Origin of the sequence: Microcoleus sp. K4-B3, from assembly GCF_036704615.1 — a bacterium.
GTDB lineage: Bacteria > Cyanobacteriota > Cyanobacteriia > Cyanobacteriales > Microcoleaceae > Microcoleus.
Genome location: NZ_JAUBSF010000010.1, coordinates 97,868 through 111,704, shown reverse-complemented (window position 1 = coordinate 111,704; position 13,837 = coordinate 97,868). Strand labels below are relative to the sequence as shown.

Sequence of the window (13,837 nt, the reverse complement as noted above, 5' to 3'; positions counted from 1 at the left end):
GTTCTAGACTCTTGTGCCGTTTACTTTACCTTATTTGCTGTCATCTTGGATAGATGCAGAGCAAGTCGCCTCAGAAAAATCTTTGGTGGTGAGAGTTGGGGGAGTTGCGGGTTGTTTGGGGATTTGGGCGATTATTTTTCTGGCGGGTGATTTTGTGGAAAATTTAGGTGACAATAGGAAATTAGATGGAATTGCACGTTGAATAATTACCAATTATTGAGACAATCAGGGGGTTCTTCAACCTAATTGGGAGTAGTTTGCATATGAAAACACTTCGGACAGTTTTTGATTGCCAACCCTAAAATAAGGCTTTCATGGCGATTGGGCGATCGAGCTGCCTGGGTGAAAATCAAGGGTTTGTGACTACTACCTAAAAACAGTCCTGACTATTGTATTAAAAATGTAAAATGTGTGGATGGATTTGCTCGCGCCGGAATAGCGATCGCCCCGCTGGCACTTCCGCCATCCCGCCAAAAGCGATCGCCCTCCACCCATGCTCAAGTAAGCTCAACAAATCAGCTAAATTTGTTGCCCGCGGAATGCAGCTAAAGGCTAAACTAATCTAAGTTTTACCATAAAATTTTCTCCCCATTAATGAACATCGCTTATTTAGTTAACCAATATCCCAAAGTCAGCCACAGCTTTGTCCGCAGAGAAGTGCTAGCCGTTGAAAATTGCGGCATGAAAGTCGCACGTTTTTCGATCCGATCCTGCGAGTCAGAACTCGTTGATGGGGCCGACAAACTAGAGCAAGAATTGACTAAAGTAATCTTAGGAGTTGGTGTACAGGGGTTAGCGTGGGGTTTGCTCCGCGTTGCCACAACTAGACCCATTCGATTCATCGAAGCTTTGCGGTTAATGTTCAAAGTTGGCTGGCACTCGGAACGGGGGATTTTGCTGCATCTAGCTTATTTAGCAGAAGCTTGCATTCTTTTAAATTGGTTTGCAGAATCGGGTACAGCACACGTTCACGCTCACTTCGGCACAAATTCCACAACAGTTGCAATGTTGTGCCGCGTGCTTGGCGGCCCGACTTACAGTTTCACCGTTCACGGCCCTGAAGAATTCGATAAAGCCACACTTCTTTCCTTAGACGAAAAAATTAAGCGATCGACCTTTGTAGCAGCGGTTAGTTCCTTCGGTAAAAGTCAGCTTTTTCGGTGGTGCGATCGAACTTTTTGGTCAAAAATTCACGTCATACACTGCGGTGTAGATGCTGCATTTTTAGCTGCACCCTACGTCCCCATACCCGCAGCACCCCGCTTAGCTTGCATTGGGAGGCTCAGCGAACAAAAAGGTCATTTGTTATTGCTAGAAGCTGCTAGCTTGCTAGCAGTTCAAGGCTTGCAGTTTAAGTTGGTACTCGTAGGAGACGGGCCGCTGCGATCGGATATTGAACAGCAGATTCTGCAACTCGGCCTGCAAAACCATATAGAAATTACCGGCTGGGCTAGCGGCGATCGAGTTCAGCAAGAGATTTTAGCTTCGCGGGCAATGGTATTGCCGAGTTTTGCTGAAGGTTTGCCCGTCGTAATTATGGAAGCCCTCGCTCTCAATCGACCCGTAATTAGCACTTATGTTGCTGGCATCCCGGAGCTCGTAGAACCCGGAGTTTGCGGTTGGTTAGTTCCTCCCGGTTCCGCAGAAGCATTAGCGGTAGCGATGCGCGCGGTATTGGAAGCACCTGTAGAAAAACTAGAACAAATGGGGAAAACAGGAGCCGAGAGAGTTGCTCAACAACACAATGTTGATTTAGAGGCAAAAAAATTAGTGGCGCTGTTTGAGAGTGCTTGAGAATGGTGCAAAACCTATTTATTAACTGACATCTTGCACCATTATTAATAAGTCTTTCAAGGGCGGGATATCCTGCCCACCCCACAGGAAAATTAATTGTTTGTGGAACAGGCAAGATGCCTGTTCCTTTAATTAAAGCAACTTACTTACAAACTTTTTAAGGAATAGGAACTGACCGCAACAATCGATCGACAATCGTCTTAGCCCTCCTTCCCCCCGCCGGAATCAACCGGTGAGAAAGTACGTGCGGCGCCAAATCCTTCACATCATCCGGGGTAGCAAAATCCCGCCCCGAAATAAACGCCAAAGCCTGGGAAGCCCGGTGCAAAGCCACCGCACCCCGGGGACTCACCCCCAGAGTAATCTCCTCATCTTCCCGCGTCGATCGCACCAAATCTACAATATACTGTTTCAAAGACCCTTCCACCTTCACAGCAGCGCACAAACGGCGCAATTCCTGCACCTCTTCCAAAGAAATACAAGGCTGCAAATCTTCAACTGTAAAAGTATCAGAAAGCCGTTCCAACATTTGCAACTCTTCTAATGCAGCGGGATAGCCCAAAGTCAAAGACAAAGTAAACCGATCCATCTGCGCTTCCGGTAGCGGAAAAGTGCCTTGATATTCGATCGGGTTCTGAGTCGCAATCACAAAAAACGGCGCGGGAACATTCCGAGAAACTCCATCTACTGTCACCTGCTTTTCTTCCATAACCTCCAGCAAAGCTGACTGAGTTCGCGGCGTCGCCCGATTGATTTCATCGGCAAGCAAAACATTAGCAAAAACTGGCCCGGGCAAAAACTCAAACTCTCCGCTGCGCGGATTCCAAATATTAGTACCGGTGATATCCGTCGGCAACAAATCGGGAGTGCACTGAATCCGCTGAAATTTCCCATCGATCGATCGCGCCAAAGACTTCGCCAGCAGAGTTTTTCCCACACCCGGCACATCTTCCAGCAGCGCGTGCCCGCCCGAAAGCACGGCTACCAGCACCAAGCGAATAGCATCAGCTTTGCCAACAATAGTCTTGCCTAGATTTTGTTTGAGCCGCTCAATATGTTGTCTCATATCCCTGATTGCTAATTGCTAATTGCTAATTGTTGATCGAACATCAAATTGCTCAAATCTTAAGTCTTTGCCTTGCGGACTTCCGATTTGTCCAACTAGAATTTAGTCTGACTCATCTTGCACCATTTTTAAAACCGATCGCCCGTTCTAGATCACATAATTATTAGACTTTAGCAGTTAAGAGGCTTCTAGCAATATCGCAATCTGCCTGAATTTGAGTTTTGAGAGCATCCAGAGAAGCGAATTTTTGTTCGGGTCGCAAAAACTCTACCAAACTCGCGCTCAAGGTTTTACCGTACAAATCCCCAGACCAATCTAACAGGTGAACTTCCACAGTGGGTTGCAGGCCGTCTACCGTCGGGCGGCAACCAACATTCATCACCCCATTGACAAAAGATAAATTTGATGCTGTGTCGGGGATTACAGATTTGGGGTTTTCCCGCTGATAGGAAGAACTTTCATCTTTCATCTTTTCCCATCCATGTTTCACCGAGACTCGCACCGCGTACACGCCAAAACGTGGCAAAAATTTTTCCGGTGGCAGTTCGATATTAGCCGTAGGAAATCCGATCGTCCTGCCCAGCCGCTGTCCGCCAACCACAGTCCCGACTAAACTGTAAGGTCGCCCCAGCAACTGATTCGCTCTTGTGAGGTCGCCGGATGCCAGACCTTCGCGGATTGCAGAACTGCTGATCCGATCGCCCTCACCGCAATTGTGCAGGGGTACAAGACCAACATCAATACCGTAACCCGAGGCGATCGACTGCAAACCCACAGCCGTCCCAGCGCGTCCCCGTCCAAACCGAAAATCAACCCCCACACTAATTCGACTCGCTTTTAGTTGTTGCACCAAAATTTTCTCGACAAACTCAGAAGCAGTCAAAGCCGCCAATTCTCGATCGAACGGCAGCAGCACAAGTTGCTCGACGCCCATTGCTGCGAGCAATTCTACCTTTTCTGCCAGAGGCGTCAGCAGTTTTTTCGGTTGACCCGTAAAAAATTCTTGCGGGTGGGGATCGAAGGTCACCACAGTGCTGTAAAGTCGATCGACCCAATCATCATCGCGACCAGAGAGGCTGTTGCCCTCTGCCCAGGGGCCTATCAAACCCTCGAAATTATGGTGCTTGTCGGCTCGATCGGGCAGTGCTGCTGAGTCGTTGTAGCAGGTCGCCGGAGGTTTGCTTTCCAAATTTTCATCTGTGCCAGCGTTTGAACGCAAGTTTTCTCCCGACGCAAAAACCGTCGCAGAATTTGGCCCAGGCGATCGATTTAAAATTGGCTGCACGACTTGTCGATGCCCTAGGTGCAAACCGTCAAAGTTTCCCAAGGCAACAGAAGTTGGAGTCAGAGCAGCCGTACAAGAAGAAGTTACCCACACGCTTAAGATTTTGACATACTTAGCCAGATTGCGATCGCCAGTCGATGTTAGATTTTAGATTTTAGATTTTAGATTGACTCCACAGATGCAATCTGGGAAATTGAACTTTGGTCTAAACTTTTTGGTTTTCCACGGCAGCAGTCGGGGGCTTGTATCCGTCTTTGAGGTCAGCCATAACTTAAATTTGAGATTTCCGACCTCAACATTTCAGAACCATCTGGCAATCTCAAATCCATCAGACAGGCACTTTAGGCGCTTGCACCGACTCTTGAGACAAATCGCGATCGGGAGGCAGCAACTGTAACGACAAACCTTCCCGCGCCATCAAACTGTTGGGGAACCTTTGAGCCACTTGTTCTCCCACCCTGTCTAAAAACTCGTCATTGTGCAGCGGGTCGTGGTGAAAAATCACCAACTTTTTGACATTAGCAGCCTTTGCCACCTTCACCGCTTCCTGCCAAGTCGAATGTCCCCAGCCGACCTTGCTGCTCTTCTCCGAATAATACTCCTCATCGGTATAAGTAGCGTCGTAGATCAGCACCTCAGCATCGCGGGCCAAATACAGCACATTTTCGTCCAAACGGTCGGGCAAATGTTCGGTATCAGTCACGTAAGCAGCCGAATACCCCCGCCAGTTCACGCGGTAGCCTACAGCTTCCCCGGGATGGTTCAACAAAGCAGTTTCCACCTTAATATCTCCGATTTCCAGCGGTTGGCCCACTTCTATATCGTTAAATTTCAGGTCTGCCCCCATAATTTGCAGGGGCACCGGAAAATTCGGGTGGAGCATTTGGTCGTGGAGGCGCTGCTGGATAGTAGCATTATTAGGAGAAGGAGCAACTGCCCCATAGATATGAAAACAATTGCCCTTAATAAAAGCTGGGACAAAAAATGGGAATCCTTGAATGTGATCCCAGTGAGAGTGAGTAAAAAACATATGAGCTTCTACGGGCATCTGGGACAGGAGAGTTTGTCCCAAAACCCGCAATCCTGTACCGCCATCGAAAATTAGGCGGCTGTCACCCACTCGCATTTCTATACAGGGCGTGTTACCCCCGTAACGTACTGTTTCAGCCCCAGGAGAGGCTATGCTACCTCTAACGCCCCAGAAGTGAACCGTGAATTGATTTTGCATACTAGATATGGGTTTTCCTGCAAGATTGTTCCGGCGAGCCATCGGTAAGGTGTTTACATACTGGTAGGGGCTTTACCATCAAACCCAAGCTCTTTGACGGTCGAGAAACGCACTTGTTGGAAGTGCCAAGAGTCTCGCTTGCCAGAGAATGCAAAACTGTTGGGCTTGACAACTGAGCAAGAAATTACAAAGTAGACTAATCAAGTCTCGATCGTAAGTTTTCTTTTCTTCTCTTCACTAGCCTAACCTCCGCAGACACGGTTTGGGGCAGCAGTTGTGCCTGAGTTTGGTCAAAAGCTGCTGTTTTTCCAGCCTCCGCACTTGCCGAACAGGATCGCGCGGTTGTTGGCGCTGCTGCTTCACGGGTTTGAACCCGGATGATGCCCTTCCTGCTATCTAATCGGGTCGATCGACCATAATATCCAGGCGCCGGGGCGGGTTGACGCCGATATCTGGCTGATCTTGCCGATCGGGCGTGACGGGACGGCCCCTAAAATAATTACGGTTAATTTACCGGACTTGATATGCTCCAGCCAGCGAACCCCTACCCATGAGGATCGGGGACTCCTTTTAACGAGAAGCCGGTTTAATTAACTCAATTCCCATTAATTCCAAAATCTTAGCAGTTTAGGAATGCTCCTGCGATTAATTATCAAACAATACTGTCTGAATTCTCGGGCGGCCCGGAGACTGCTGTCCGTCCAGCTAACCCTCAGTCGATTTTAAATTTTAGACTTCGGCAAGCGCTCAGTCGAGTCGAGCCGTCGAGTCGCGCTCAGTCGAACGATTTTAGATTTGAGATTTATACTCCACAGATGAATCTGCGAGGTTGAACAAGAGTCTAAAATTTTTGCCTTTCCACCACGAGTGTCGGAAACTTGTATCCGTTTTTGGGCGGGGTCAAGCTGTGAACCGAGCATCATTTGATAGCCGGGGACAGCGATCGTTCGGGGCTGCGGGCAAAAACCTAAATTTTCCTCGCGCATTTCTCGGCGGACGAATTCAATCACCCAAAATAGCCCTATTTCCTGAAATTAAAAATTTTTCGGTTTTTTGCCCTCAGGCCAACTCCGATCGCCCTTGGGCCTCAAGAGTGATTCAGAAATATTATTCGTTGTTGAACTGTTGTGCTTTTCTCAACAATCTTTAATTACTCTATCTTTGGTAGTGATTTATCGGAATTCTACCAAGTTGCCGTACTCACCACGAGTTTAAATTTCTGGTATTATAGAGTCTAAGACTCTTGGTTTCCGAGAATCTAAATCAGTGGTAAAAAAGCCTGGAGCATACCATTTGAGATTTTAGATTGGGAAAGACTGATTATGTAATGGTTTGAAACAGGCCGACAGTTGCAGAGTTTATTGAAACGGGTATAAGTTAAAGTTATTTGTCAAAAAAGTCAGTATGGATCAAGTTAAAAAAACTACAACCAAGCTGAATCGATCGCCAGTGAAAGTGTCCGATCGCACTTTGGAACTCGATCGGCTCCCGTCGAGCGAGCTGTCCTTAGAAATGACTGAGACCCGAGCTTTGAGGGAATTTAGTTCGGACGATCGCCCGCCGGGAACCCCAGCAGCGACAGGTCAGACTGCCGCAACAAAGCGCCGGAGGGTAGATGGCAAGACTTCCCGGGCTCGATCGCCTGTGGTTTCTACTGCCTTTCTCAAGTGGCTGCTAGAGGGTTTGACTCGATCGAAAGGTTGGCTGGCAGTTGTCACCCTGGCAGCAGTTTGGGGGTGGTGGAACAGTCAGTTACTGTTTTCCACGGGCCTGGGGATAGCAGCGATGATGGTGGTTTACCGAGGGCAGTCGTGGGACTGGCAATTGCTGCGATCGAAAAGCGAGCAATTTTGGGAGGGCCCGAACCGCCGATTTGTTTTAGCCGTGGGCACCGGCGGGATTGCAACCTTGGGCGCTTACATGAGTTTGGCGATTTGGGCGGACTCCGAGAGCCACTGGGTGGCTTTGAGCCTGATTTTGCAGAACTTTGGCACGATCGCGATTGCAGGGCTGTTGCTGCGGCAAGCGCTGAGTCTGGGCGCCTCAAAAGATGAAGTGGCGCTCGATCGCATCCTGGCAGATTTGACCGATCCTGACCCCGTGAAGCGTTTGATTGCAGTGCGGCAAATGACAGATTTGGTGAATAAGGGTGGGTTTGGCCCTGTGAGCTCTGTCAAAAGTTCGATCGCCCGCTCCCGCGCTGCCGAGTGCTTTCGCCTGATGCTGAGTCGGGAACCAGAAGCTTTAGTCCGCAATGCCCTTCTCGAAGGTTTGCAGACTTGGGACGCTACTTATGGCTTTGCTCTAAAATCCAAAAATCAAGTCATCGACTACTAGCTGACCGTCAAAAGCGTAAAAAGTAATTCGATGAATATTCGGAGCTTTTACGCGCAGGGGAGCGCTAGGAGCGATCGGAGAATTAGACCCGGCCAGATTGGGCGCCGGCATTTCATCCTGAACAATTGGGTTGCCGTCAATGTCGCAAGCAGATAAAACAGTTCGCCGCGAACTGGTAACAAGTCCTGACACCCAGCGAACTGGATGCTTAAAAGTTACTTCTATCAGTCCGCTTTTTGGGGCTCCCATTAACACTGTTGTCCCAGAACCCGTGAAAAATGCTGGGTTTGAAGGTTGGATGGCGACGGCATTGGTAAAAGTAACCCCCCAATGTGCAAACTGGTGCTCTACTACTTCAAAGCATTTCAAATCTTCTAAAGCTAGGCGGACGATCGCCGGTACGGTGGTGGCGCGCGATCGCACCTCTGACCCTGCGCCTGAGCGTTCTGGAGTGGCGACTACAGACTTTTTGCCGTTTAAATCCATGCTTCGATAGGCTGTATCAAATTCTGCAAACCCGTCAGATTGAAGACTTTTCGCATCAACCATAAAACCCTCGCGATCCCGTTTCCTGAGCAGTTGCATTTTTTGTAGACCTCCCTGAGATTACTTGTTTCTTCTGTTTTGGAAGTGATAACGGCGAGGCCCGTGATTGCCAAACCTGCAATTAGGAATCGAAACCCGATCGCCCCCCTCCAACAAAGACTTTCGACCTCAAAAGCCACTGCTCCGCAAAATATAGTGATTAATTATTCGTGATTGGCTCGCGGCTGCAAATCTGCCGTCTGTTTGAAAGCCAGATCTAAATACTCCTGCTTTCCGAGCGCCTACAAACCGGGTCGGCGAACAGACTTTTTTCTGTTGAGGGGTCTTACCCATCATTTTGCTATTATCTCCGATCGGCGGTAGTTTGCAAGGGTGAGGATAACTACACAGCCGAATTGCCCAAATCGCAAAACTTACTTGCTGTCTGTAGTTTCACGCTTCACCTGTACTAAAATAGATTTAAATCATTACTCAATCTTTACAAAAACGCCACCAGCTTTGCCATTTTTTTAAACAAAGACGGGGCGGCGGACAAAAATCTAAAATATAACAGTGATAGAGGTTTATTTATGCTTGTGCCCCTCGGCTTCGGTCAGCGATCGATAGTTACTTCTCTCGGCAGAATGGTTTACTACACTGCTGAAAAAATGCCTTGGATCGGGTTGCCGACCTCTACTTCGGAAAATAAACCGAATTTAGTATTTTTTCACGGTTTTGGGGGCGGATCGAGTGCCTACGAATGGTCGAAAGTTTATCCGGCTTTTGCTGCCGAATATCGAATTTTAGCACCTGATTTAATCGGTTGGGGACGATCGGAACATCCGCCGAGAAATTATCAAGTAGAAGATTATATCACAACTTTGATCGAATTTATAGAAAAAAGTTGTGACAGTCCGACAGATGCGATTGCTTCTTCCCTGACGGGGGCGATCGCGATTCGAGCTGCGATCGCGCGGCCGGATCTCTTCAAATCCCTAATTTTGACCATACCCAGCGGTTTGTCGGACTTCGGACAAGATTACGGCAGCAGTTTCTTCGCTAAGCTAGTCAACACGCCAATTTTAGACAAATTGCTCTACAGTACCGGAATCGCCACAGACGGCGGCATCCGTAGCTTCCTAGAACAGCGCCAATTTTCCGATTCCCGTCGCGTTTACCAAGAAATTGTAGACGCTTACCTCGAATCTGCTTTGGAACCAAATGCAGAATATGCCGCCCTGTCTTTTGTGCGGGGAGATTTGTGCTTTGATTTGTCGCTGTACATCACTCAGCTAACAACGCCGACAGCGATTATTTGGGGAGAAAAATCGCAGTTTACCGGACCCGATATCGGCCAGCGGTTAGCCAACCTCAACCCCGAAGCAATCAAAGTTTTTCAATCTCTGGAAAACGTAGGTTTGACTCCGCAGTTAGAAATTCCCGCTGTGACTATTGGCTTAATTCGGCAATATTTAAAATTGCTTTCGGAAGGGTGAAGAAGTTCGGCAACGGATTATGTAACGGATTTAAAGGATGCAGGTTCGGCAACGAGCAATGTACGGGATTTAACGGATGTAACGGATGGAGGTTCGAGGTTCGAGGCAAGAAGGAAGAAGTCAGAGGGAAGAAGGAAGATTAATTCCCAATTCCCAATCGCCAATCCCTAATTCCCAATTCTCCCGCCCAAAAACAGGCACAAGCCCCCGACGCTATTGAGGGTTTATCCCAAAATTTTAGACCAAAGTTTGAGATCCCAGATTCATCTGTGAAGTAAATCTAAAATCTAAAATCTAAAATCTAAAATCGACTGACTATTCTTTGACTCGCACATCGATGACGCTGGCGTTGAAAATGTACTTTTTGCCTTCAAGCTCTAGCGTAGTGCCAATTTTGACTTTCGTATTACCTAAAACCGGGCCATTTTCAGTAAGTTGACCTTTTCCCTCTAAGGTAAACATCATATTTTTGCTGAAGGATTCTTCTTCTCTGGGATCGGGGAGAGCTTTCAGAGTGCCGTTGGGCTGAGGAACTGCTAGGGTTCTAGTGAGAGTTTTGACAGATTTGATGGTAATCTGACCCGAGGGTTGATTGCGGATCACCACATTGATTTTATCGCCTGGTTTGAACAAATCTTCAACGTTTGTCCCTTTGAGACCGATCGCAATTGCATCAATTTCTACAGGTTTGACACTGGTGCCGACTTGGGCGACGGAACCGCCTGAAGTGCCGGGAAAGAAGAAGATGCCGACTGCAACTAGCAGTACGATCAGAGCCGCACCTACGTCTAGGATGCTGAGTTTGCCGAACAGTCGGCCTTGAGAATCCAAAATTTTCATAAATCGCTTAATTAACTGATAGCGACAGGAGTATGTTTACAAGCTCAGGACTTACACAGACACCGATGAAAAACAGATGCTGCCAAAGATCCGCTACCGCTGGCAATGACATACGTGATTGATGCGTAAGTCCTGAAGCTAAAAGATATTACCACAACGATCGCCCAAAATCCGCATGACTTGGGCGCTTAAAGCAGAAGGCAGAAGGCAGTTGAGGGCGGTTGGTCGGGCAGTGGTCGATCGCCCGGAGGCTGGCGGCGCAGTTAAAAATTGGCAAAAAGCTAGAATAGCAACTAAGCAGCCTCAAATTGCGTCTGCCTATTTAGTGACTTTTCGAGTTTTTCCTAAAATTTTACGTAACTTCTGCCACGTATCAATCATGTTAAAAAGTTTTTGGTTGACTTGCCGGCGTACCTGCGGCCGGGGGATTTATCTGTTTCTGTCGCTGATTGTGGCTGCGGGTATCTGGGTGATTTCCCCGGAACAGACTCAAGCATTTTCTTTGCCTGAACTGATTTTTCGGGGCATTCAAGTTATCCAATTGTCGAATATGTCCGATAGCCAAGAGGTGACTATTGGCCGACAAATTAATCAGCAGTTGGCGAACAGCGAGTTTAAAATTGACCGCGATCGCGCCACTACACTATATATCAACCGCATCGGTCAGCGACTGGCCCAGGAAAGCACTCGCCCGAATATTCCTTATACTTTTCAAGTGATTGATGACGACAATATTAATGCTTTTGCGACAATGGGCGGTTTTGTTTATGTGAATAAAGGTTTGATGGCGGCGGCGGACAATGAGGCCGAATTGGCAAGTGTGATCGCCCACGAAATCGCTCACATTAGTGCTCGCCACGCAATTCAACAAATGCGTCAAATGGCGATCGCTTCTGGTGTAGCTTCGGCGACTGGGCTCGATCGATCTCAGGCGGTTCAGATTGGGGTGGAGTTGGCTTTGCGGCGCCCCCACAGCCGCCAAGCTGAGTATGAAGCGGATCAGTTGGGATTGCAAACTATGGGGCGAGCGGGCTACGCTCAATCTGGGATGGTTGATTTTATGAAAAAGTTGCTCAACAAGCCTTCTCCTCCGAGCATTTTGAGCACTCACCCGGCTACTGCCGATCGCATTGCTGCTATCTCGCAGGCGATAGACCCGGAGCTCGCTAGCGGTGAAGGTTTGAATAATGAGGATTACAGGTTAGAAATCCGCAGGCTTTTGGGTTCGTAGCAAAAAGGTCATACAATTTGAGATTTGAGATTTTAGATTGGGATGACCGATCTTACTTCGCGATCTTCGCGTCTTCGCGGTTCGTTAAAAAATCAATCTAGTTCGTAGGGCGCGTCAGCTATCGGGTCAATTTGGATTTAATCGATCGAACTTAAACTGACGCACCCTACAACTACAAATTGATTTAATACTGCTGTTGAACAACAGAATCGATCGCAGGTTCCGGGGGTGCAATCTGCTGCGGCTTCAATTGCCGAACAACTTCGTCAAACGGCAAAATTCGGACTTGATTGTTAAATACATTTACTTGATAAACTCTGCGGTAGCTGAGGTCAAATCCTGTCAGCCAGCCGCTTTTGGGATGATAAGCACCCGTGTCAATATCCAACCACCCTTCACCCCTGACTAATTCGCCCGGTCGGACGCCATGAAAGGTAAAGGTGATCGTGTGACCGGTGATAATTAATTTATTGGGAAAATAGGGTTTCGACATGGTGTGAAATTCCCTGCGAATCCAACACAGTTGTTCGATCGACTGTTCATCGATCGACAGATGGGGGTCAACGCCGGCGTGAACGAGCCAGATGTCCCCTAAGTCCAGGTGCGTGGGGAGCGATCGCAGCCACTCTAAGTGTTTGTACGGCATCATCCCTGTATCTCTGTAGCTCGCTACTGTCGCATCGCCGCCGCTGTACAGCCAAGATTGCCACGCTCGCATATCCATCGGCACCCCCGACAAAGCCTCCAGCATGAGTTGTTCGTGGTTGCCCAGCAGAGTTTGGTAGGGGCTTTGCTGGACAAAATCTAATACCTGAGCGCTTTTGGGGCCGCGATCGATTAAGTCTCCCAAAAAATAGACGCGATCGTTCGAGCTGGGGGCAAGTGCCTCTAGCAGGGTCATTAACCCGTCGTAATGCCCGTGTACGTCCCCGATAACAATGCGCCGGTGCTCCATTGTGTTTATCCGCTTCCCTGACTCAAAATCCCCATCTCTAGCTTATAGCATCTGATTTTGCTGCTATTTGCCTCCACTCTTTTACGGTGGAGGGGTCTCACCCATTATACTGCTTTGTATAAAGATTCTGTAAAGCTCACCAGTAGCTGTTTGCGTAGCTACTGATATAAACACAGGCAAGTTGTTAATTATGCTTCTGCAACTGCTGTTACTCAGGCAAAGCTTTGAGTTATTTGACGCTTGAGGGTGCATCAGCGATGAGACGACGGATTAAGTCGAAAATAATCCTAGCTGACACACCCTAAAAGACGATCGAACCTGAAGGATTGTCACTGAGTCAAAGCTTTGAGGAATGTCTGGAGTTCTGCCAAAAAACCTTTCTTTTTTAGAGGTTTTGCAGGTGTGGTGGAGTCAGGATCGGCGCTTGGGAGAGAAGCCGCTAAAATCCGATCTAAATCGTCTCCGACAGGTTTTTGGGCGGTTTCCGAAATTAGTTCGTATTCGTCGTTTGTTTCCAGCCAAACTTGCCAGGATTGGGGGTAGCAGCGGAATAAAGCAGCAGTGTCTAGGGGTCTGATATAGTAGCAGGATTCGATTTTGTTGAGGAATCGATCGCGCAGTTGGCGGCCCGCATAGCCTATACCTATGGTGGCAACATCTTCGAGGCGCGGATTGAGTAAAATTACTGGGCGACCGGCCGCAGCTATGTAGAGTTTTTCGACTTGGGCCACTTCTACAGCAGCCGGGTTCACCAGCAGGAACAGTTCGTCTTCCGGTGCTATTTTCTCTTCAACAGCCGTGCGGCTGCTGCCCAAATCAGTGACTTTAAAGGGTGTTTCTCCCCAGTCGCGGCGCGCGAGGGCGGCAGCACCGGTGTCGGGAAAAAAGACTTTGACTCCGGGGTAGATTTCCTCAAATTCTGGGAGGAATTGTAGGGTGATAGACTGTGCTTGCAGGGCGATTTCTGGAAATACTAATTCGACTTGCAGTAGAGTTTTGCCGTCCGAGAGGGCGGCGGCGGTTGCAATGCGGGATTGGGCGATCGCCTCGTTGAGATCCTTGGGCAGTTCTGTCATTAAT

Annotated in this window: 14 protein-coding genes; 6 read left to right on the top strand and 8 right to left on the bottom strand. The window is 48.3% G+C overall.

Annotated elements, in window-relative coordinates:
• Window positions 1-13: 13 nt before the first annotated feature.
• The 3 genes from QUA78_RS07590 to QUA78_RS07580 all read left to right on the top strand — a co-directional run bounded on the left by QUA78_RS07590 (window position 14) and on the right by QUA78_RS07580 (window position 1,794).
• Entirely contained in the window at window positions 14-202 is a 189-nt protein-coding gene (locus QUA78_RS07590; RefSeq protein WP_333301237.1) for a hypothetical protein, read from the top strand.
• Window positions 203-411: 209 nt separating this feature from the next.
• Window positions 412-549, top strand: coding sequence for a hypothetical protein (locus tag QUA78_RS07585; RefSeq protein ID WP_333301239.1), 138 nt, complete (start codon window positions 412-414; stop codon window positions 547-549).
• 45 nt (window positions 550-594) lie between these two features.
• On the top strand, window positions 595-1,794 hold the full coding sequence (locus QUA78_RS07580; RefSeq protein WP_333301241.1) for a glycosyltransferase: 1,200 nt from the start codon (window positions 595-597) through the stop codon (window positions 1,792-1,794).
• Between the two features lie 157 nt (window positions 1,795-1,951).
• Here the strand turns inward: QUA78_RS07580 and QUA78_RS07575 are convergent, their stop codons facing one another.
• The 4 genes from QUA78_RS07575 to QUA78_RS07560 all read right to left on the bottom strand — a co-directional run bounded on the left by QUA78_RS07575 (window position 1,952) and on the right by QUA78_RS07560 (window position 6,383).
• The gene (locus QUA78_RS07575; RefSeq protein ID WP_333301243.1) at window positions 1,952-2,860 is read right to left on the bottom strand and encodes a MoxR family ATPase; all 909 of its coding nucleotides are present in this window, start codon (window positions 2,858-2,860) and stop codon (window positions 1,952-1,954) included.
• A gap of 163 nt (window positions 2,861-3,023) precedes the next feature.
• On the bottom strand, window positions 3,024-4,238 hold the full coding sequence (locus tag QUA78_RS07570) for a bifunctional riboflavin kinase/FAD synthetase (RefSeq protein ID WP_333301245.1): 1,215 nt from the start codon (window positions 4,236-4,238) through the stop codon (window positions 3,024-3,026).
• 235 nt (window positions 4,239-4,473) lie between these two features.
• Window positions 4,474-5,382, bottom strand: coding sequence for an MBL fold metallo-hydrolase (locus tag QUA78_RS07565; protein WP_333301281.1), 909 nt, complete (start codon window positions 5,380-5,382; stop codon window positions 4,474-4,476).
• 713 nt (window positions 5,383-6,095) lie between these two features.
• Window positions 6,096-6,383 carry a hypothetical protein gene (locus tag QUA78_RS07560; protein WP_333301246.1) on the bottom strand — a complete coding sequence of 96 codons (288 nt, stop codon included), beginning with the start codon at window positions 6,381-6,383 and terminating at the stop codon, window positions 6,096-6,098.
• A 394-nt stretch (window positions 6,384-6,777) separates the two neighbouring features.
• On the opposite strand from QUA78_RS07560, the gene QUA78_RS07555 reads away from it, so the two are divergent.
• The gene (locus QUA78_RS07555) at window positions 6,778-7,710 is read left to right on the top strand and encodes a hypothetical protein (protein WP_333301248.1); all 933 of its coding nucleotides are present in this window, start codon (window positions 6,778-6,780) and stop codon (window positions 7,708-7,710) included.
• On the opposite strand, the gene QUA78_RS07550 is transcribed toward QUA78_RS07555, so the two are convergent.
• A complete protein-coding gene (locus QUA78_RS07550; protein ID WP_333301250.1) occupies window positions 7,678-8,295 on the bottom strand; it encodes a hypothetical protein in 618 nt (205 codons plus the stop codon). The two genes, QUA78_RS07555 and QUA78_RS07550, sit on opposite strands and share 33 nt — an antisense overlap.
• Before the next feature lie 530 nt (window positions 8,296-8,825).
• Here QUA78_RS07550 and QUA78_RS07545 point away from each other — a divergent pair.
• Window positions 8,826-9,731 carry an alpha/beta hydrolase gene (locus tag QUA78_RS07545; protein WP_333301252.1) on the top strand — a complete coding sequence of 302 codons (906 nt, stop codon included), beginning with the start codon at window positions 8,826-8,828 and terminating at the stop codon, window positions 9,729-9,731.
• Window positions 9,732-10,046: 315 nt separating this feature from the next.
• Here QUA78_RS07545 and QUA78_RS07540 read toward each other — a convergent pair whose 3' ends face one another.
• Entirely contained in the window at window positions 10,047-10,571 is a 525-nt protein-coding gene (locus QUA78_RS07540) for a DUF4330 domain-containing protein (protein ID WP_333301253.1), read from the bottom strand.
• Between the two features lie 379 nt (window positions 10,572-10,950).
• Between QUA78_RS07540 and QUA78_RS07535 the strand changes: the two genes are divergently transcribed.
• Window positions 10,951-11,802: a M48 family metallopeptidase gene (locus tag QUA78_RS07535; protein ID WP_333301283.1), complete on the top strand. Its 852-nt coding sequence runs from the start codon at window positions 10,951-10,953 to the stop codon at window positions 11,800-11,802.
• A 184-nt stretch (window positions 11,803-11,986) separates the two neighbouring features.
• Here the strand turns inward: QUA78_RS07535 and QUA78_RS07530 are convergent, their stop codons facing one another.
• Window positions 11,987-12,757 (bottom strand): metallophosphoesterase family protein, encoded by a 771-nt coding sequence (locus QUA78_RS07530; protein WP_333301256.1) that lies wholly within the window; start codon window positions 12,755-12,757, stop codon window positions 11,987-11,989.
• A 329-nt stretch (window positions 12,758-13,086) separates the two neighbouring features.
• A complete protein-coding gene (locus tag QUA78_RS07525; protein ID WP_333301258.1) occupies window positions 13,087-13,833 on the bottom strand; it encodes a DUF1995 family protein in 747 nt (248 codons plus the stop codon).
• Window positions 13,834-13,837 lie beyond the last annotated feature (4 nt).